This is a genomic window from Actinopolymorpha cephalotaxi (genome assembly GCF_013408535.1).
Taxonomy (GTDB): Bacteria; Actinomycetota; Actinomycetes; order Propionibacteriales; family Actinopolymorphaceae; genus Actinopolymorpha; species Actinopolymorpha cephalotaxi.
This window is the reverse complement of sequence record NZ_JACBZA010000001.1, coordinates 1,357,234-1,377,355: the sequence shown is the minus strand read 5'-3', so window position 1 is coordinate 1,377,355 and position 20,122 is coordinate 1,357,234. Positions and strand designations below refer to the sequence as shown.

Below are 20,122 nucleotides of genomic sequence, written 5' to 3'. Positions count from 1 at the left end.
CCCGCGTCAGCGACGGACGCTCGGCATCCCCAGCAACACTCCGGACGGAGTAACCGACGGGTCCGCGGCGCCGGTGGCGCCCGACTGCCGCGCCGACCACAGGTCACCGGCCCGGGTGGGCCGGACGTCCAGCAACGGGCCGTCGGCGACCAGGTGGTGCGGCGCGGCGTAGGTCACCTCGACCTTCACCAGGTCACCGGGGCGTACGCCGGTCAGGGCGGCGCCACCGGGACGGCCGCCGGAGAAGTGCACCAGCCGGTTGTCCCGCGCGCGCCCGCTCATCCGGTCCGTGGCGGCGTCCTTGCGGCCCTCGCCCTCGGAGACGAGCACCTCGACCTGGCGTCCGACGAGCGCGCGGTTCTCCGCCCAGGCGATCTCCTCGACCACCTCGACCAGGCGTTCGTACCGCGCCTGGACGACCTTCTTCGGCACCTGGTCGGGCAGCGTCGCCGCGGGCGTGCCCGGCCGCTTGGAGTACTGGAACGTGAACGCCGCCGAGAACCTCGCCTCCCGCACGACGTGCAGCGTCTCCTCGAAGTCCTCCTCGGTCTCGCCCGGGAAGCCGACGATGATGTCGGTGGTGATCGCGGCGTCCGGCATCGCCTGCCGCACCTTCGCCACGATGTCGAGGTAGCGCGCCTGACGGTAGGAACGCCGCATCGCCTTCAGCACCCGGTCCGAACCCGACTGCAGGGGCATGTGCAACTGGTGCATGACGTTGGGTGTCTGCGCCATCGCGGCGATCACGTCGTCGGTGAAGTCGCGCGGGTGCGGGGAGGTGAACCGCACCCGCTCCAGGCCGTCGATGTCCCCGCACGAGCGCAGCAGCTTGCCGAACGCGAACCGGTCGCCGAACTCCACGCCGTAGGCGTTGACGTTCTGGCCGAGCAGGGTGACCTCGAGGACACCCTCGGCGACCAGCGCCTGAACCTCGGCGAGGATGTCGCCGGGCCGCCGGTCCTTCTCCCGGCCGCGCAGGGCCGGCACGATGCAGAACGTGCACGTGTTGTTGCAGCCGACGCTCACCGCGACCCAGGCGGCGTGCTGGGACTCCCGGCGCGAGGGCAGGGTGGACGGGAACGTCTCCAGGTAGTCCCTGATCTCCACCTGCGCCTCGCCGAGCACCCGCGACCGCTCCAGCAGGGCCGGCAGCGAGCCGATGTTGTGGGTGCCGAACACGACGTCGACCCACGGCGCCCGGCGGACGATCTCGCCCTTGTCCTTCTGTGCCAGGCAGCCGCCGACGGCGATCTGCATGCCGGGGCGTTCGGCCTTCGACGGCGCGAGGTGGCCGAGGTTGCCGTACAGCTTGTTGTCGGCGTTCTCGCGTACGGCACAGGTGTTGAGGACGACGACGTCGGCCGGGTCGCCGGTGGCCGCGCGGACGTACCCCGCGTCCTCCAGCAGTCCGGACAACCGCTCGGAGTCGTGGACGTTCATCTGGCACCCGAAGGTGCGCAGCTCGTACGTGCGCGTGCCGGAGGCGTCGACGGCAGCGTCGGGTGCCGGGGATTCGATACGGTGCGTCATGACCGTCCAAGGGTACGGCGCACCGTGCGCGCGGGCGCGGGGGCAGGCGTCCCCCGCCGGCGGTACTGCTCCGGACCCGCGGCGATCGGCTGTCGAATTGCCCGGGTTCGACGGCCGAACAGCCGTTAGGCCCACTACGTCCGGTGCGTCGGGGCCCGGCCGGAGCCACCGGAGGACACCGGCGGCGGGCCCGCGGACGATCATGGGCGGCCACTGATGATCGTCATGTTCCAGTCGGGCTACAGACCGGCGGGCGGTCTCGCGCCAGAACTCGAAGGAAGGTACCTTCCCCGCATGACAGACACGAGCGAGCGACCGCCCTCGCCCGGCGCGGCCTCCGCACGCCCGCTGGTCACCATCGAGCACGTCGACAAGCACTTCGGTGACCTGCACGTGCTCCAGGACATCAACCTCACCGTGCACGCCGGTGAGGTCGTGGTGATCATCGGGCCGTCGGGGTCGGGCAAGTCGACGCTGTGCCGGACGATCAACCGCCTGGAGCCGATCGACTCCGGAGAGATCCGGCTCGACGGCCAGCCGCTGCCGGAGGAGGGCAAGAAGCTCGCCCAGCTTCGCGCCGACGTCGGCATGGTGTTCCAGTCGTTCAACCTCTTCCAGCACAAGACCGTGCTGGACAACGTCACCCTCGGCCCGATCCGGGTCCGCAAGGTCGCGAAGGCGGAGGCCGAGACCAGGGCCCGGGCGCTCCTGGACCGGGTGGGCGTCGGCAACCAGGCCGAGAAGTACCCCGCACAACTGTCCGGCGGACAGCAGCAGCGGGTGGCGATCGCCCGCGCCCTGGCGATGGAGCCGAAGGTCATCCTCTTCGACGAGCCCACGTCCGCGCTCGACCCGGAGATGATCAAGGAAGTCCTCGACGTGATGGTCGACCTCGCCAAGGGCGGCATGACGATGGTCGTCGTCACCCACGAGATGGGTTTCGCCCGCAGCGCGGCCGACCGGGTCGCGTTCATGGCCGACGGGCGGATCGTCGAGGAGCGCACACCCGAGGAGTTCTTCAACAACCCCCAGTCGGCACGGGCGAAGGACTTCCTCTCCAAGATCCTCCAGCACTGAATGCCCAACCCGCACACGCAGAACGCCGCGCCCACCGGACCTGCCGGGACCATACGCAAGCTGGGGTTGCGGGCCACCATCAGAAAGGGACGTCATGCGTAAGAGCAGTCTGCGGTTGCTCGGAGCCGGCCTGGTAGCCGCGCTGGCCCTCACCGCCTGTGGAAGCAGTGGCGGCGGCCAGACGGACGTCAAGGTCGCCGAGAACCCGAAGTTCCCCGCCGGTTCGTCGATGGAGAAGTTCGCCAAGGCGAAGAAGATCAAGATCGGCATCAAGTTCGACCAGCCGGGCATCGGCTACAAGAAGCCGGGCACCGACACTCCCACCGGCTTCGACGTGGCGATGGCCGAGATCATCGCCGGCGGCATGGGCATCGAGCCCAAGAACATCGAGTGGGTCGAGACCGTCTCGAAGAACCGCGAACCCTTCCTGCAGAAGGGCACCGTCGACCTCGTGCTCGCGTCGTACTCCATCACGCCCGAGCGTCGCCAGGTCGTCGGCCAGGCCGGCCCGTACTTCGTCACCGGCCAGGGCCTGCTGATCCGCAAGGACGACAAGTCGATCAAGTCCGGCGCCGACCTGAAGGGCAAGAAGGTCTGCTCGGTCACCGGCTCGACGTCGCTGAAGCAGGTCGAGGAGAAGTACGGCGCCAACCCGGCTCCGTTCGGCTCCTACTCCGAGTGCGTGACCCAGCTGAAGAACAAGTCCGTGGACGCGGTCACCACCGACGAGGCGATCCTGCAGGGCTACGCCGCCGAGGACAAGGACCTGGTAACGGTTGGCAAGCCGTTCACCGAGGAGCGTTACGGGATCGGCTTCAAGAAGGGCGACACCGGAATGTGCAAGTACCTCACCGACAGCATCAACAAGTCGGTGTCGGACGGCGACTGGAAGAAGGCGTTCGACGCCACGCTCGGCAAGGCCACCGACGTGAAGGCGCCGGCCGCGCCCAAGCCGGACCCCTCCTGCCAGTGAGCATCGGTCTGCCCGGCGCGCGGCCCGAGTGCCCGCGCCGGGCAGACCTGTGTCGCCCACCCGTCCGCTTCTCCGGGCGCCAACCAAGGGAGACCAGCCCGACGTGAACGTGCTGATCGACAACCTGCCGAAGATCATCTCCGGCTTCTGGCTCACGGTCCAGCTGCTCGTCGTCTCCGGGATCGTCGCGACCCTGCTCGGCACTTTGCTGGCAGGGATGCGGGTCTCCCCGGTGCCGGTGCTGCAGCGCGCGGGCACGGCGTACGTCACGGTCTTCCGCAACACCCCGCTGCTGATCGTCTTCCTGATCATCGTGACCGGGCTGCCGGCGGTCGGGCTGCAGTACAGCTTCTTCGTCCGGGCGATCATCTCGCTCTCGCTCTACACCTCGGCGTTCGTATGTGAGGCGCTGCGTTCGGGCATCAACGCCATCCAGGCCGGGCAGGCCGAAGCGGCCCGGGCCATCGGCATGACGTTCGGGCAGAGCCTGCGGCTGATCGTGTTGCCGCAGGCGTTCCGTGCCGTCGTGCCGCCGCTGGCGAGCATCCTCATCGCCCTGACCAAGAACACCGCGATCGCCGAGGTGTTCGGCGTCACCGAGGCGAGCTACCAGCTCGACTCGCTGGTACGCGACTTCCCGACCGCCCTGTGGTGGCTGTTCGCCGGCATCGCGTTCGGCTACATGATCATCGTCTTCCTGATCGCCGGCGGCGCCTCCCTGCTCGAACGACGTTGGACGGTGACCCGATGAGTACAGTCCTCTTCGACGTACCCGGCCCGGTCGCCCGGCGCCGGCACCGCATCGGCGGGGTGATCGGTTCGATCGTCCTGCTCGCCCTGCTCGGGCTGGTGCTGTGGAAGCTGTGGGCGGCCGACCAGATCACCCCCAAGGCGTTCGAGCCGTTCACCGACCCCGACATCCTGCGCGGGCTCGGCGAGGCGATCCTCACCACGCTGACCGCGGCCGCGGTCGCCATCGTGCTGGCCCTGGTCTTCGGTGCGGTCTTCGCGGCCGGGCGGCTGTCCGACCACGCGATCCTGCGCTGGCCGTCGATCGCGGTGATCGAGTTCTTCCGCGCCATCCCGCTGGTGCTGCTGATCCTGGCCATGTTCCTCGGCTTCGGCGACGTGACGGGCCGCTTCTGGGCGCTGGTGCTGGCCCTGATGCTCTACAACGGGTCGGTGCTCGCGGAGGTGTTCCGCGCCGGGATCAAGGCGGTGCCGCGCGGGCAGTCGGAGGCGGCGTACGCGCTCGGCCTGCGCAAGAGCAGCGTGATGCTGCTGATCCTCGTACCCCAGGCGATCACCACGATGCTCCCGGCCATCATCAGCCAGTGCGTGGTGGCGCTGAAGGACACCGCGCTCGGCTACATCATCAGCTCCCAGGAGCTGGCGTCGTTCACCAAGCAGGTCATCTCCGGCTACAACAACCCGATCGCGGCCGGCGCCATCGCGGCCGCGGTCTACATCGTCATCAACTACACGCTGTCCCGGATCGCGCAGTGGCTGGAGGCGCGGCAGCGCCGGAGGGGACGCGCCGTCGTCCCGCTGGCCAGCACCCCGGCCGGCGATCCCAGCGGCGGCGTGTCCGGCGGTGTGTCCGGCGACGGCTCCGGCCCCACGCGCTGACCCTGGTCGTCGCTGAACCCGGTCGTCGCTGAACCCGGTCCGGCCCGCTGAGCCTGGCGGGCCGGTCGCCGGTCAGAGCGCGGTCTCGGTGGCCCGGGTCTCCCGGATCACGGTGACCCGGATCTGCCCGGGGTAGGTCAGCTCGGTCTCCACCCGCTTGGCGATGTCCCGGGCGAGCACCTGCGCCTGCAGGTCGTCGATCTCGGTCGGGACCACCATGACGCGGACGTCCCGCCCGGACCGCATGGCGTGCACGGAGGCCACGCCGGGGTAGGACCGGGCGATCTCCTCCAGCCGCTCCAGTCGCTGGACGTACGCCGCGAGCGACTCCCGGCGGGCACCGGGCCGGCCGCCGGAGATCGCGTCCGCGGCCTGGGTCAGCACCGCCTCGACCGTACGCGGCTCCACCTCGTCGTGGTGGGCCTCGATCGCGTGCACCACCTCCGGGTTCTCCCCGTGGGTTCGGGCGAGCTCGGCGCCCACGATGGCGTGACTGCCCTCGACCTGGTGGGTGAGCGCCTTGCCGATGTCGTGCAGCAACCCGCAGCGCCTGGCCAGGGCCGGGTCCAGCCCGAGCTCGGCAGCCAGCATGGCCGCGATGGACGCCGACTCGACCAGGTGCCGCAGCACGTTCTGGCCGTACGAGGTACGGAAGCGCAACGTGCCGAGCAGCCGGACCAGCTCGGGGTGCAGGTCGGTCAGCCCGGTCTGCGCCACCGCGTCCTCCCCCGCCCGCAGGCAGGTCTGCTCGACCTCGCCGAGGCTTCGGACGTACAGCTCCTCGATCCGGCGGGGATGAATCCGCCCGTCGAGCACGAGGTGCTCCAGCGTCATCCGCCCGACCTCGCGGCGGACCGGGTCGAAGCAGGACAGCATGACCGATGCCGGGGTCTCGTCCACGATCACGTTCACGCCGGTGATCTGCTCGAAGGCGCGGATGTTGCGCCCGTCCCGGCCGATGATGCGGCCCTTCAGCTCGTCGCTGGGCAGCTGCAGCGTCGTCACCACCGCCTCGGTGGTCTGTTCGGTCGCCAGCCGCTGCACGACCGTGGTGATGATGGCCCGGGCACGCCGGTCGCCCTCGTCGCGCGCCCGGCGCTCCAGGTCGCGGACCGTCAGCGCCGCCTCGCGCTTGGCCTCGTTCTCGATGGAGCTCACCAGCTGGGCCCTGGCCTGGACGGCGGTCAGCCCGGCGGTGCGTTCCAGTACCAGCCGGCGCTCGGTCTCCAGGTCGGTGAGCGCGGCCCGGCGAGCGGTCAGGGACTCCTCGGCAGCGGACACCGTACGGGCTCGGGCCTCCAGCTCGCGTTCGGCCAGGTCGAGCCTGGACTCGCGTTCGGTGAGCCGGCGGTCGCGGCGGTCGAGGTCGTCGGAGCGGGCCCGTAGTTCCTCCGGCGGTGGAGTCGCCGCCGGACCGGCGGCGACGGCGGACGGCGTTCCCGGCTGCGTTCCGGGCCGGATTCCCGGCTGCGTTCCCGATTGGGCACGGGTGGTGGCCCACCAGGACCACGCGGGACGGAGGAGGGCACCGAGGAGCACGAGGACGGCGAGCCCGACGAGCAGCAGGGCGACCTGGACGAGGGACCACATCAGGGCAGCTCTCCCTTCCCCGACCGCCACCTCGGGCGGAACCCGCCGGTGGAGGTCTGGCGTGGAAGGGATCGGTCCGCGCGGCCGGGCCGGCGGCCGGGCGGCGACCTTGCCGCGGGCCCCGGAGCCGACGGGTCAGGTCGTCATCCCCGGCCGACCTCACCTGACACGAGAATCGGTGACGCGGAGTTGTCACTGGTCCGGCTTTCGAGCCGGTCGACGGTGATGGTCTCGGTGGTCTCGAGGAAGTTGCAGGTGAGGCTCGGTCCGGCGGATGCGAGTGGCGGCGACGACGACTGACGCAGAGTGATCTCTTCCTGCTCTGGAGGCTAAGTCGCCGTACCGGGCCGGTCAAGGACGGTGGACAAGGGCGGCCGTCCGGCCCGTGCAGGGGCGGGCGAGAACCGGTCGTCCCGAAGTCGTCCCAGGGTGTGTCGCGAAGTGACCGCCTGACTCGTGGCCCACTTCGCAACACCCTAGAAGAAGTCGCGGGACCAGGGCAGGCGGCCGGCGAACACCCGGTCGAGCGCGGCGAGGTCGGCTGCCTCCCCACCGGCGACCAGTCCGAGCCGGGCGAGCCGGTGTGCGGACGCCCAGCCGGTGTAGAGCGAGGCCAGCCGGCCGATGCCGAGGCGTACGTCACCTCGTCCGCCGGGCTCGAGGCGGCCGGCGCCGTCCTTGACCCGCAGCACGTGCGGGCCGGTGTTCCACCTGGCGATCGGGTCGTCGAGGTGGAGATGAACCTCGGCGGTGACGTCCGGGGCGTAGCCGCGGGCAGCGACCGCGCCGGCGGCGTCCACCAGCCGGGTCATCCAGCACCAGCCGCGGTCGACCGGGCGCAGATCGCGTTCGCCGACCAGCATCGGCAGCGCGGACTGGGGCGGCGTCACCAACGTCACCGTGCCGGCCACGGGGTACTGCGCGGCGAGAACGCGCAGCAGTGCGAGCTCACTGGCCAGGTCGGCGGCCAGCGACTGGAGCACGGTGATGGTGTAGAAGCCGCGGTTGTCGTCCGGGTCCGTACGACTGGTGACGAGCAGGCCGGTGATCCGGCCATCGGTCTCCGCGACGTATCCCTCCTGGATTCCGGGATGGCCGAGGAGCCTGCGGAAGCCGAACTCCGGGCCGTGGGACAGGTTGCCCGGCTCCTCCCGCGACACCTCCTCGTGGAGTTCGCGGATCGCGGGCAGGTCCGCCCCGGTGGTGGGCCGCACCTCGACCTCGCGGTCGGGTCTGGGGAGGGAGGTGAGTGCCCGCAGGTCGATCCGCTGCTCGGGATAGCTGCCGGCGACCTCCCAGCCGTTGCGGCGGTAGAGGGTGTGGTTCATCGGATAGAGCGAGGACACCACTTCGCCGCAGTCGCGCATCGACCGGATCGCCTCGTGGACGAGGGTGCTCGCGACTCCCCTGCCGCGGGCGTCGGGCGCGACGGCCACGCCGGACACTCCACCCATCGGCACCCGGCGTCCGCCGAACCACTGGCCGAGCTCCCACACCGCCAGCCGTCCCACGATCCGCTCGCCCTCGGTGGCCAGCAGCCGGCGGTCGAGAGGATTCGCGGCCCGGTCGTTCGTGTCGTCGTAGGGAGCCGGACGTGCCGCGAACGCCAGTTGACTGAGGTCGTGAAGGGCCTGCCGGTCGTCGTCGCGGGCGGTCCGCACCTGAAGCGCCATGGCTCGCACGCTAGCGCCGACCTCGCGGCGGCGGTGACCCGGGCGGATCACCGGCCGGTTCAGGCCGTGGGTACGCCTAGGGACGAGTCCTACGGACCCGCGGTCTCCATCGAGTCGGCGGCACCGCTGAACTCGGCGACGGCAGCGCGGTGTTCCTCGTCGGACTCCCCCTCCAGTGCCTCCCGGACGACCCGCGCGGCGAGCCCCGGCGAGTAGCCCTTGCGGGCCAGCATCGCGGCCAGCCGGCGGACTCTGGTGCGCCCGTCGAGCCCCCGGGTCGCGGCGAGCTTGCGGGTCACCAGAGACCGGGCGGTTTCCAGCTCCGTCTCCGGGGACAGCTGGTCGAGCGCTTCGCCGACCTCGGAGTCACCGACCCCCCGGCGGCGCAGTTCGTGGGCAAGCGCCCGCCGGGCCAGCCCACGCCCGGTGTGCCGGGAGTCGACCCACGCCCGAGCGAAGGCCCCGTCGTCGATCAGACCGACGTCGGTGAACCGCCCGAGGACGGACTCGATGACGTCCTCGGGCACTTCCTTACGTCGCAGCGCCTGTTCCAGCTCGGCGCGCGAGCGGGGTTGGCCGGTGAGCTGGCGAAGGACGATGGCGCGGGCTGTCTGCTCGGGATCGGTCGCGGCGGGTTCCTGGTCGTCGTCCGACCGCGACCTCGATCTCGACTTCGAGGACCTCGATGACTTCTGCCTCACCTGTCGTCTGCTCCTCGGTGCTAGAAGTCCTCGGGCTCAGGCTCGGACTCGTCCGCGGGCTGGTCCACCCGCGGGCCGATGCCGACCTTCTCCTTGATCTTCTTCTCCAGCTCCTCGGCGAGGTCCGGGTTGTCACGGAGGAACTTCCGCGCGTTTTCCTTGCCCTGGCCGAGCTGGTCGCCCTCGTAGGTGTACCAGGCGCCGGCCTTGCGGACGATGCCGTGCTCGACCCCGAGGTCGATCAGGCTGCCCTCGCGGCTGACCCCTTCACCGAAGAGCATGTCGAACTCGGCCTGCCGGAACGGCGGTGCCATCTTGTTCTTCACGACCTTCACCCGGACCCGGCTGCCCACGGGGTCCTGGCCGTCCTTCAACGTCTCGATCCGCCGCACGTCGAGGCGGACGGACGCGTAGAACTTCAGCGCCTTGCCACCGGTCGTGGTCTCCGGCGACCCGAACATCACGCCGACCTTCTCGCGGAGCTGGTTGATGAAGATGGCGGTGGTCTTGGAGGAACTGATGACGCCGGTCAGCTTGCGCAGCGCCTGGCTCATCAGCCGGGCCTGCAGGCCGACGTGGCTGTCGCCCATCTCGCCCTCGATCTCGGCCCGGGGGACCAGGGCCGCCACCGAGTCGATCACCACGACGTCGAGCGCACCGGAACGGATCAGCATGTCGGCGATCTCCAGCGCCTGCTCACCGTTGTCCGGCTGGGACACCAGCAGCGCGTCGGTGTCGACGCCCAGCTTCTTGGCGTATTCGGGGTCGAGGGCGTGCTCGGCGTCGATGAAGCCGGCGACCCCGCCGGACTTCTGCGCGTTGGCCACCGCATGCAGCGCAAGGGTGGACTTACCCGAACTCTCCGGCCCGTAGATCTCCACGACCCGCCCGCGGGGCAGGCCGCCGATCCCGAGCGCCACGTCGAGGGCGATCGCTCCGGTCGGGATCACCTCGGTCGGAGCGCGGCCCTCCTGGCCCAGACGCATCACTGCGCCCTTGCCGAACTGCCGCTCGATCTGCGCTATCGCGGTGTCCAGCGACTTGTCGCGGTCTTGAGCTGCCATGCTCGCCATCCCGGTCAGGTCGGGGGCTCGGCGTGAGCCCCGGGACTTCTTCTGCGTGGTCTTTTCGTTCATCACACCCGAGACGTTAGAGGTGACCACCGACATACCTGGATCCGGGCGGTGAAACCTGTGGACGCCACGGCCGTGAGCCGCATTGTGGACAAAACCCGCCGGCGGCGAGTGCGGCCCACCAGTGACACTCTACGACGATATGACGAACACGCGTTCGAAGAGGTGCGCCACGCCGAGTCGGCTCGCCCGAACCCCGGGCTCGCTCTGCGACCGGCCGGGCAGCGGTCAGCGTTCCGAGGCGGGAAGCTCCAGCGCCTGCCACACCGCGCGCCAGACGGTCTTCGCGTCGACGCCGGAGTCCAGCGCCTGCTGGGGAGTGCGACCGTCCAGCTCCGCGAGGACCTGGTCGCGCGCCCACGAGCGCGCGTAGCCCGAGCCGAGGTGGTGTTCCATTCGTTGCCAGAATTCCGTCAGTCGCACCGGCCCAGTATGACCGTCACCCGGCGCCGTACCCGCGGGCGGTCGCCGGCCCCGCGGCGGCGAAGGGCCCGGCCGCGCCAGGCGACCGGGCCCTTCCAGCATGGCGCCCACGAGCGCCGACGAGCAACGGCTAGCTGCGCATGCCGGCGTGGTCGGAAGGCGTCGACGGGACGACGATCTCCAGCGACGCCAGCAGGAAGTCGCACGCGTGGTGGGCCTCGTCGACGGCGATCTCGAAGAACAGGTCCGCCGCCTCGTCGTCACCGGCCTGCTCCGCACGCTGCGCGTACGTCGGGTACATGACCGTCGCCTCGTGCAGCTCACCCTTCATCGACTTCAGGAGGTTGGCCTTGTTGTCGCGCACCAGCCCGTACAGCTCGGCCGCCTCGGCGAAGTGCTCCCCCAGCTCCTGGCTCGCGGTGTTCTCCCACAGCCGGGCGAGCCGCGGCTGGCCTGTCTGCCGGGCCTTCTCGGCGTAGGAGGTGTAGGAGGCGTTGGCGAAGGCCTCGCCGCGGATCGTGGCCAGGAGGTTCTCCCGGGTCCGGCCCCTGCACGCGGGCAGGCTGGCGAAGATCGGCTTGGGCCGGAAGTACTCACCCACCGGGACCACGACACCCGAGTGCGGGTGGGTGATGGCGTACAGCGCCCTGCGGAACCGCTTGGCGTGCACCGCCTCGTCGGCCGCCAGCTCCCGGAACAGCTTTGCCGCCGGCTCGCATCGGTCCTGCTCGGCCTGGTAGGCGAAGTACGGATAGATGACGGTGGCCTCGCGGGTCTCACCCGCGATCGACGTCCGCAGGTTGTCGGCATTGCCGCGGACGAAGTGGATCAGGCGCGCCTCGGCGGCGAAGTGGTCGTACCGCTCGGTGTGTGCGGTCTTCCGGAACAACTTGGCGAGGGCGTCGATGCCGGTCCGGGCCGCCTCCTGCGCGTACGCGTTGTAGGAGGCGTACGCGAACGCCTCCCCGTGCATCGCGGACAGGGTGTCCTCCCTCGTCTGCGGGGAGACGCTGGTCGACGCCTGCGCGGTCCCGACCAGGCCGAGCCCGAGCAGTGCCCCCATCGCCACGATGGAGAGCCTCCTGGCTGTGCGCATTGGGTTCCCCTCCTCGAAGTGCCCGCCCGGCGAGCTCGTTCTCACCGAACGTGGCCGGTCATGAGGGGAGCGTAACCAGCGCCCGCTGCCTGTCCTCGGCTTCGGCCGACCGGCCCGACCGGGGTGCGCGAGTCGCTACCAAGGACCCGGACCCACGCCGACGTTCGCCGGAGCGGACGTGCCCGTGCAGGACGTTCGCGTCCGGGTCCGACCGCGCACTCCGGTCGTGCGAAAGGTCGCGGCACAAGGTCCCCGGGAGGTCGCACAGAAGGGTCGTACGAGAAGGTCGTACAAAGGTTCCCGGCGTCAGCCGGTGCGGGACCAGCGGGCCACCCGCCGGATCACCTTCTTCGCCAGCTCCGCCTGCTCGTCGGGCAGTTTCCCCACCAGCTGGTACACCGGGCGGCGCAACCGCCGGTCCCCGGCCACCCGGGCCAGCAGCCGCCGCGGCAGGGCGCGGTGGCCGACGCCGTGCACGGCCACGATCCGGCCCTCGCGCACGACCGCCACACCGATCGGGACGGCCGGCCGCCGGCCGGAGGATTCGGTCCGCAGGGCGATCGGGTGCCGTCCCGCCGGCAGCGCGGGCACGTCCTCCAGCGCCAGCACCGCCGCCCCCGCGGGCTCGATCCGGCCCGGCAGGGTGCGCGCCCTGCCGGCCCGGCCGACCACCACCTCGACCTCGTGCGCGCCCGCGCCCGGGCCGGTGCGTATCGGCAGCGACAGCCGCAGGTGCGACCCACCGAGGTGCGATGGACCCACGCCCAGTGCGGCGACGGCGACGGCGAGCGCCTGGTCACGGTCACCCACCTCGATGGTCAGCCGGCCGGTGGGAATCGTCCGCCTGGGTACGACGATCCTGGCGGGTTGACCGACCAGTGCGGGCACCAGCGACTGCTCCCAGTGCGGGCTACCGTCAAGGGCGACCGGCACCGAGCGCCCGAGGCCGAGGATCTGGACCGAGACCGACAGCTCGCACCGACCGGCGGAAAGCGGCCCACCGCCGGCCAGCCGGTCCGGATCGAAGGAGAACTCACCGGAGGCGACCACCTGGTAGCGCGGCTGCGGACCGTCGTGCTCGACGCGCTCCAGCGAGCCGCGCAGGGGCTCGGGTGCGAACCACCACGTGCCGGTGTCCCGGTGGAGGACCCGGAGTTCGCCCTGCACGTCCCGGCACGGGTCACCGACGTCCCACCCGTCGGGCAGGGTGGGCAGGCCGGCGGTCAGCACGTCGTCGAGGTGGTACCTGCCGGCGCGTTCGGTGACCACGACCGGACGACCGTCGGAGTGGACGAGGACGGCACGCACGCGGATCCGGAGCGCACCCTCACGCCAGCCCACCTCCTCGACCGAGAGCTCGGCGCGCACCTTCTCGCACCGACTGGCGATCTCGCGCAGACCGTCCAGCCGGTCGCGCAGGAGCAACGTCGCGCGCAGCCGCATGAGCGGCGCCAGGCCCCCGACCACCCCGTCGTCCTCGCGGAAGCGTTCCAGGGCGAGCTTGCGTACCTCCTGGTAGCCCGCGTCGCGGTAGCCGTCGGAGTAGCGGTTGAGTTTCGGCTCCCGCAGCCGGCCCATCATCTCCACCCGGAGGAAGCGGCGGAGCAGCAGGTCGCGTACCTCGCCCGGCTCGGTGCCCTCCACGACGGCATCCATCACCTGCCGGAGGTTCTGGTAGTAGGCCCTCAGGTTGAGGGCGTTGCCACTGTTGTTCCCGCCGTCGTCGCGGCGGATCCAGCGGTAGCAGACGTAGTCGCCGACGATGGAGACCGACTTCGCGCGGGTGTACGCGCGGGCCATGAACAGCTGGTCCTCCAGGCGGACCCGGCCCTCGGGGAACCGGATGCCGTTGTCCAGCAGGAAGGAGCGCCGGAACATCTTGTGCGGCGTGACGCTCTCGATCAGCGGTGCGTCCGCGACTGTGCACGAGGCCACCGTCCGCGCGAACACGTTGCTGGGAGCGGTCATCGTGCCGCCGACCTTGCCGAGGACGATGTCGGCGTCGTTGTCCGATCCCAGGGTGTACATGCGTTCCAGCGCTTCCGGTGCGAGCTCGTCGTCCTGGTCGACGAACTGGACGTACTCACCGCGCGCGAGCTCGACACCGACGTTGCGGGGCCTGCCGGGCCAGCCGGAGTTCTCCTGGTGGTGCACCCGCACCTGCGGGTGGGCGGCCGCGAGCGCGTCGAGCCGCTCGGGAGAGTCGTCGGTGGACCCGTCGTCCACGAAGACGATTTCGTACTCGTCGGGAGGGAGACTCTGGCCCAGCAGTGACTCGGCGCAGTGCCGGAGATACCGTCCGGGGTTGTAGACGGGTACGACGACACTGGCCTTGATCATTGATTCCCCCGCGCTGGTTCGTCCCCGTGGCTGCAGCAGAGCAGCCGTTCCGATGAGGTTCCCGGTTACTCATCTGGACAAACCGTCGGAAACAGCGACGGGTTGCGCGCGAAGTTGATCTTTGACTCTGGTTTTACGGTCGACTGCTCCGGTCAGCCGGGGCGGGACTCCCCCATCGCCTCCGGCGTCGTGCTGGGCTCGACGAACGCGGTGACCTGTTCCAGCTGTGGCCCGGCGCCGTGCTGGCCGTCCCACTCCAGGTCGGCCGCCGCCATCAGCGCGTCCGCGGCGGCGTTCCAGCGTTCCTGCGCGGGCGGCTCGTCGGGCCCGAGGAGGTAGGCGCGGGCCTGCACGCGGGCGTCCGCCTGCGGGTCGGTGCGCACGATCGTGTCCACGAGCTCGGTGATGTCCGCGCCGGGGTTCAGCAGGTAGGAGGAGTACGCGCTCGGGAACGCCGCGCGGAAGTCGTCCTCGGACAGGCCCTTGGGGTTGGCGACCACGCAGGGTTTGCCGGTGGCCAGGAAGTCCGACACGACGCTGGAGATGTCGGCGACCAGGACGTCGGCCTGGTTGTACGCGTCGAACAGGTTGGGCAGCGCGCCCTCGACCAGGACGTGCCGTGCGCCCTGGGCGGCCCAGAACACCTCGTGCCAGCGCGCCTGCAGGCGTTCGGCCTCCGCGACGGGCACGTCGTCGGCGGCCAGCCCGGCCTCCAGCTCGGCCAGCTCGGCGGCGGCGCGCTCGGGCAGCGGCGGCATGTCCCTGGTGGCCGCGGTGATCGCCGCCTGGATCCGCCGGTCGGCCTCGGCCGCGCGGGGGTCGCGGGTGCCGGTCAGCGGGTGCGGCTTGTAGATGATGCGGACGGGCAACGGCGAGGCCAGCAGCCGGTTGACGACCTCCAGCCCCATCACCGTCAGCGAGGTCTGGAAGTCGTCGTCGGTCCAGCCCTCCCAGGTGGGGAGGTAGAGAACGGTCAGCGGCCGCTCCGCGGTGATCGGCGGCAGCGCGCCGGTCCGGCGTTCGATCACGTCCAGCTGGGGACGCCCGACCTCGACGATCTCGTCGTCGCGGACGCCGACCTGGGCACGGGCGTAGCGTTCCCGTCCGGCCGGGCCGGCCACCCAGATCTCGTCGTAGACCTTGCTGAACGGGTTGAAGCTCGCCACCTTGTCGCTGTCGCCGTGGCCGATGAAGACGTGCTTGACCCGGGGCTCGCGCAGCAGGTGGATGTTGTTGCCGACGTTGGCGACGAACAACGCGATCCGGGCGTCGGCCAGGGTGAAGTTCATCAGGTCGACCTGGTTCGGGATGCACACGATCGGCAGCGTGGTGCGCCCGAGGTTGCGGATCGCGTGCCGCTGGCGTACGACGACGACACCCTGGTGCGGCATGCGTTCGACCGTCCGCAGCCACATCTCGGCCTGGTACAGCGAGGTGGCCGAGCCGCTGAAGTACAGCACGACCTCGGGGTGGTGCTGATCACGGACCGCGGCGCTCACTCCGTCCAGGAGGGTCTGGCGGCCCAGCCTGGCACCGAGCGCGAACAGCTGCCGCAGCAGCAGCAGGCTGGCCACCCCGACGACCAGCACGTAGAGGACCATCATGACGCCGAACGGCCGGAAGTCGCTGAGCCGGACGCTGACCGCGCCGGCGAGCACCGGCAACAGCCCCAGGCTGAGCAGCCGGAACGTGAGGTTGTCCACCAGGATCCCCGGCGGCGAGGTCGGCCGCAGCTCCGGCGGCAGGTCGACGTTGCGCACCTCGACCGGCGGCTGGGTCCGCCGGCGCACCAGGGTGAGCAGGCCGAGGTAGCCGATCCGGCCCACCGGCACCAGCATCGCCACCAGGCTGACCACCAGGAGCTCCGTACGGCTCATGTCCCGGTTGGCGTCGGTGATCGCCATCAGCAGCAGCAGCAGGAAGATCTGCACGAACGCGCGGTGGGAGATGCCGAACTGCGCCCGGCGCAGCAGGATCACCACCGGCCGGAACCTGCGTTCGACCACGATGTCCATCCCCGCGGCGACCAGCAGGAAGAACGCGAAGATCAGCGGGGTGGCCAGGACCGCGGTCACGACCAGCGCGGCGTAGCTCGCGACGAGCGCGAAGAGGACGCCGATCAGCGGTCCTCGGCGGACGAGCGTCTGCAGCACGGGTGGTTCTCCCAGGTGGTCGTGGACGGGCGGCGGTCAACGGCGGACGGTGGTCAGGACCCGGCCACCGCCTTTCGCATGCGTTCCAGAGCCGGGGGCTCCGCCGGGCCGAGGAGCTCCGCCCGCAGCGTCGCTCGTTCGGCCGCGGCCGGGTCGGCCTGCCCACGTCCGGCTGCCAGCAACCGGTCCAGGCCGGCACCACCGGCACCACCGGCACCGTCGGCACCGTCGGCACCGTCGGCACCGTCGGCACCGAGCACGTAGCCGCCGCGGCAGGAAGGGTACCGAACGCCGAACTCCTCCTCGGGGAGACCGGCCGGGTTGGTGACGGCGTACGGCCGCCCGCCGGCCAGGAAGTCGGTGATCACGCTGGACACGTCGCTGACCAGGACGTCGGCCGCGGCGAAGCAGGCGTACAGGTTGAAGTCCGGGCCCGGGACCACGAGGTGGACCGGCGGACCCGGCCGGTCGGCGAGCCGGGCACCGGCCCAGGCCGCCTGGGCGGTGACCTCCTCCACCCGCGAGGTGGTGGCCGGCGCCGTCACGACGTCCAGGTCGTCACGCGGGACGGCCAGCCGCGCGGGGGACGCGGGCCGGCGTACCCGGCGGTCGCCCAGCAGCGTGACGATCTCCCGGTGCGCCCGGGCGACGGCCGGATCACGGGTGCCGGCCAGCGGGTGTGGGCGGTACAGAACGCGGACGTCACCCTCGGCCAGCAGGCGTTCGAGGAGTTCCCGGCCGCCGGCGCCGAGCGAGGTCTGGCCGGGCTCGTCGCCGTACCCCTCCCAGGTCGGGGTGTACAGCACGGTCAGCCGGCCGGGCACCCGGTGCCCCGCCGCGCTCACGTCGCGGCGGCCGGCCACCTCGTCGAGCTGGGGCCGGCCGATCTCCACCACCCGGGCGGGGTCGACGCCGATCCCGGCGGCCGCGAACCGCTCCCGCGCGGCCGGGCCGGAGACCCACACCTCGTCGTACGCCTTGAGAAAGGGATTGGTGGTCACCGGCTTGTCGCTGTCGCCGTGCCCGACGAACACGTGCCGGACACCGCGACGGCGGAGCAGGTGGAGGTTGCTCACCGCGTGCGAGACGTACATCGCCACCCGAAGATGCGGCAGCGGAAGCTCCATCAGCACGGTGCTGTGCTCCACGCACAGCACCGGGAGGGTGGTCGGGCCGAGGTGGCGGAAGGTCTCCCGGTCCCGCAGGATCAGCAGGACCGACACGTCCAGGCGTTCGAGCGTCTCGACCCACATCTCCAGCTGGTAGAGCGTGTCCGGGCCGGAGCCGAAGTGCACCGCGACCTCCGGCGCGGCGGTGGCCAGCGCCTTGCCGATCGCCGCGCGCAGCCTCGCCCGGCTCAGCCGGCGCATCGCCACCGCGGCGTAGGCGAGCGCACCGACGCCGGCCAGCACCAGCGCCGCGGCGACCACCGCACCTGCCACCAGCGGACCCGGCGAGCCGGCCAGCACGGCGACCGCCGCACCTGCCGACAGGGCGACGTCCGGGCACCCCAGCGTGGTGTCGGTGTGCCTGCCCAGCGCCGGCGGCAGCGCCCTGGGCACCCGGAGCCTGCCCAGGTCGAGCCCGCGGCTGAGCACCGGCATCTTCCGTGCCCGGTGCACCACCTCGGCGAGCGCGGCGCCGGCCGCCCGCAGCGCGGCCAGGGCGAGCAGCCCGGCCACGGCGATCACGAACCAGCTCCGTGGCGCGTCGGTACGGACGAGGAACGTCAGGACGGCCACCGCGCGCAGCAGCCCGCGCCACTGGGCGCCCAGACCGATCCGGCCCGCGGCCCAGCCGACGAACGGCGCCCGCAGGGTGCCGGCCACCTCCAGGGCGGCCACCGCCACCGCCGCGACGAGCAGGCCGGCCGCGGTAGGGACCAGCGCGGCCGCCAGCAGGCCGGCGTAGGCGAGGAGCAGACCGCCGGCCAGGCCGAGCGCGAGGCGCCCGGTGTCCGGCGCGGGCGCCCGCTCGGTGACCTGGACCAGACGGGTGGTCATCCGCGGTGCCGGTCGTTCCCGTCGCCCGTGCGGGTGCTCCGCCCGCCGTCCGCCGGGTTCACGTCCAGAGCATCCACGGCGTCCACGGAGTCCACGGCGTCCACCTCGTCGTCGGCCGCGTGCTCCTCCACCTGTTCGAGCGCGGTCGAGATGTCCCGGGCGTGGTCGTGGTCACCGGGCGGCGTGGTCACCGGCGCCGGGGCGGGGTCCCGCCTGACGTCGACGACGTTGCCCGTCTGCTCCGACAGCAGGACGTCGAGCGAGGCCAGGCCGACGTCGCGCGCGGGCAGCAGCGTGCCCGGCGGCTCCTCGCCGAACGCACGGGTGCGCATCGGCGTCTGGGTGCGTTCGGGATTGACGCAGTTGACCTGGATCCCGTCGGCGGCCCACTCGTCGGCCAGTGCCTGGGTGAGGTTGACCACGGCCGCCTTGGTCGAGGAGTAGAGGCTGTAGCCCGCCCGGCCCCGGGTGTAGGAGCTGGACGTGAACAACAACAGGTGCCCGCCGGTCTCGGCGAGGTAGCGGTGCGCCGCCCGCGCGACGTAGACCGGGCCGAGCAGGTTGACCTGCAGGCTCTGGGCGATGAGGTCGTCGGGGGCCTCGGCCAGCGGCACGGTGTGCAGCACCCCGGCCGTCACCGCGACGTAGTCGATCCGGCCGGACTCGTCGTACGCCTGCTTCAGCGCCGCGGCCACGTGCTCGGGGTCCTCCACGTGCGTGCCCGTCGCGGATCGGCTGAAGCTGAAGACCCTGGCCCCGAACTCCCGCGCGGCGTCGCCGATCTCCGCCCCGATGCCGTAACTGCCGCCGAAGACGACCAGCGTCCTGCCCGCCAGGAGCTCACCGGCCTGGTCCGTCGACACCGGGCTTGGCGGGGTGTGCGAGCCGAGCCGGAAGAGCTGGTCGGCGAGGAAGACGTCGATCGGGTACGTCACCTTCATGTTGCGCTCGGAGCCCTCCACCACCGTGATCGGCACCTCGGGGAGGTAGCGCAGCACCACCGCGCAGTCGTCGGTGGCGGCGAAGTTCGGGTCGTCCGCGGCCACCTCGTAGGCGCGGCGGATCGTCGACAGCCGGAACGCCTGCGGGGTCTGCCCGCGCCGCAGTCGCGCCCGGCTGGGAATGTCGGTGATGAGCCCGTCGTCGACGACCACGATCGTGTCCGCGGAGGGGATCGCCACGTCGACCGCCTCGAACGTGTCCAGCGCCTTCACACAGTCGGCGATGATGCGGTGGTCCAGCAGCGGGCGTACGGCGTCGTGGAACAACACCTTGGCCTCCCCCGGCCCGACCGCCTCCAGCGCCCGCCGGGTGGTGTCGTTGCGGGTCTCGCCGCCCTCCAGGACGCGGGTGACCTTCCGGAAGCCGGCGTTCTGGATGATCTTCTCGGCGTCCTCGGTCCAGCCCGGCGCCATCAGGACGACGATCTCGTCGATCTCCGGCGAGGTCTCGAACACCTCGAGGGTGTGCTCGAGGAGCGGCTTGCCGGCCACCTTGAGTAGCTGCTTGGGGAGGCGAAGGCCCACCCGGGTGCCCTGGCCACCGGCCAGCACCACCCCCACCGAGCGCAGTGGTTCGCCTGCCGCCGGCGTCGTGGGCGCCGCCGCTGGCGTGGTCTCGGGCCTCGTGTCGGCCACGGTCGGGTCACATCCCCTCTGGTCGTCACTTTTCGTACCCGTCGACACACGCAGTGCGTCCTGGTGTCCGGGTCTGCCAGAGCCGGGCGGGGTCTCCGCCCGCTTCCGGCGCCCGGGAACCGTCGGTGGAGGCTCCCAGGTCCGGTAGGTACGGTTCCAGGGAT

General features: G+C 71.4%; 15 protein-coding genes. 4 read left to right on the top strand and 11 right to left on the bottom strand.

Annotated elements, in window-relative coordinates; genetic code table 11:
* Positions 1-6: 6 nt before the first annotated feature.
* Positions 7-1,530, bottom strand: a complete 1,524-nt coding sequence (miaB, locus tag FHR37_RS06225) for a tRNA (N6-isopentenyl adenosine(37)-C2)-methylthiotransferase MiaB (protein WP_092883060.1) — start codon at positions 1,528-1,530, stop codon at positions 7-9.
* Positions 1,531-1,824: 294 nt separating this feature from the next.
* Here miaB and FHR37_RS06220 point away from each other — a divergent pair, with 294 nt between their 5' ends.
* From FHR37_RS06220 to FHR37_RS06205, 4 genes are all read left to right on the top strand, one after another.
* Positions 1,825-2,607, top strand: a complete 783-nt coding sequence (locus FHR37_RS06220; RefSeq protein ID WP_092883223.1) for an amino acid ABC transporter ATP-binding protein — start codon at positions 1,825-1,827, stop codon at positions 2,605-2,607.
* 94 nt (positions 2,608-2,701) lie between these two features.
* Positions 2,702-3,580 carry a glutamate ABC transporter substrate-binding protein gene (locus tag FHR37_RS06215; protein WP_092883061.1) on the top strand — a complete coding sequence of 293 codons (879 nt, stop codon included), beginning with the start codon at positions 2,702-2,704 and terminating at the stop codon, positions 3,578-3,580.
* A gap of 103 nt (positions 3,581-3,683) precedes the next feature.
* Entirely contained in the window at positions 3,684-4,331 is a 648-nt protein-coding gene (locus FHR37_RS06210; RefSeq protein ID WP_092883062.1) for an amino acid ABC transporter permease, read from the top strand.
* A complete protein-coding gene (locus FHR37_RS06205; RefSeq protein ID WP_092883063.1) occupies positions 4,328-5,209 on the top strand; it encodes an amino acid ABC transporter permease in 882 nt (293 codons plus the stop codon). Before FHR37_RS06210 ends, FHR37_RS06205 begins: the two co-directional genes overlap by 4 nt.
* 72 nt (positions 5,210-5,281) lie before the next feature.
* On the opposite strand, the gene rny is transcribed toward FHR37_RS06205, so the two are convergent.
* The 10 genes from rny to ispD form a co-directional block, all read right to left on the bottom strand.
* Positions 5,282-6,799 carry a ribonuclease Y gene (gene rny, locus FHR37_RS06200; protein WP_092883064.1) on the bottom strand — a complete coding sequence of 506 codons (1,518 nt, stop codon included), beginning with the start codon at positions 6,797-6,799 and terminating at the stop codon, positions 5,282-5,284.
* A 476-nt stretch (positions 6,800-7,275) separates the two neighbouring features.
* Positions 7,276-8,472: a GNAT family N-acetyltransferase gene (locus tag FHR37_RS06195; RefSeq protein ID WP_092883065.1), complete on the bottom strand. Its 1,197-nt coding sequence runs from the start codon at positions 8,470-8,472 to the stop codon at positions 7,276-7,278.
* Positions 8,473-8,561: 89 nt separating this feature from the next.
* Complete coding sequence (locus tag FHR37_RS06190; protein ID WP_092883066.1) at positions 8,562-9,173, bottom strand: regulatory protein RecX; 612 nt, start codon at positions 9,171-9,173, stop codon at positions 8,562-8,564.
* Positions 9,174-9,193: 20 nt separating this feature from the next.
* On the bottom strand, positions 9,194-10,237 hold the full coding sequence (recA, locus tag FHR37_RS06185) for a recombinase RecA (protein ID WP_092883224.1): 1,044 nt from the start codon (positions 10,235-10,237) through the stop codon (positions 9,194-9,196).
* A gap of 297 nt (positions 10,238-10,534) precedes the next feature.
* Positions 10,535-10,729, bottom strand: a complete 195-nt coding sequence (locus FHR37_RS31310; protein WP_092883067.1) for a DUF3046 domain-containing protein — start codon at positions 10,727-10,729, stop codon at positions 10,535-10,537.
* A gap of 130 nt (positions 10,730-10,859) precedes the next feature.
* A complete protein-coding gene (locus FHR37_RS06175) occupies positions 10,860-11,825 on the bottom strand; it encodes a rubrerythrin family protein (RefSeq protein ID WP_202818033.1) in 966 nt (321 codons plus the stop codon).
* A gap of 306 nt (positions 11,826-12,131) precedes the next feature.
* The gene (locus FHR37_RS06170) at positions 12,132-14,165 is read right to left on the bottom strand and encodes a glycosyltransferase family A protein (protein WP_092883069.1); all 2,034 of its coding nucleotides are present in this window, start codon (positions 14,163-14,165) and stop codon (positions 12,132-12,134) included.
* A 152-nt stretch (positions 14,166-14,317) separates the two neighbouring features.
* A complete protein-coding gene (locus tag FHR37_RS06165) occupies positions 14,318-16,318 on the bottom strand; it encodes a hypothetical protein (RefSeq protein ID WP_092883070.1) in 2,001 nt (666 codons plus the stop codon).
* Between the two features lie 53 nt (positions 16,319-16,371).
* Complete coding sequence (locus FHR37_RS06160; RefSeq protein ID WP_092883071.1) at positions 16,372-18,321, bottom strand: hypothetical protein; 1,950 nt, start codon at positions 18,319-18,321, stop codon at positions 16,372-16,374.
* Complete coding sequence (gene ispD / locus FHR37_RS06155) at positions 18,318-19,958, bottom strand: 2-C-methyl-D-erythritol 4-phosphate cytidylyltransferase (RefSeq protein ID WP_092883072.1); 1,641 nt, start codon at positions 19,956-19,958, stop codon at positions 18,318-18,320. The genes FHR37_RS06160 and ispD overlap by 4 nt, the downstream gene beginning before the upstream one ends.
* Between the last annotated feature and the right edge of the window lie 164 nt (positions 19,959-20,122).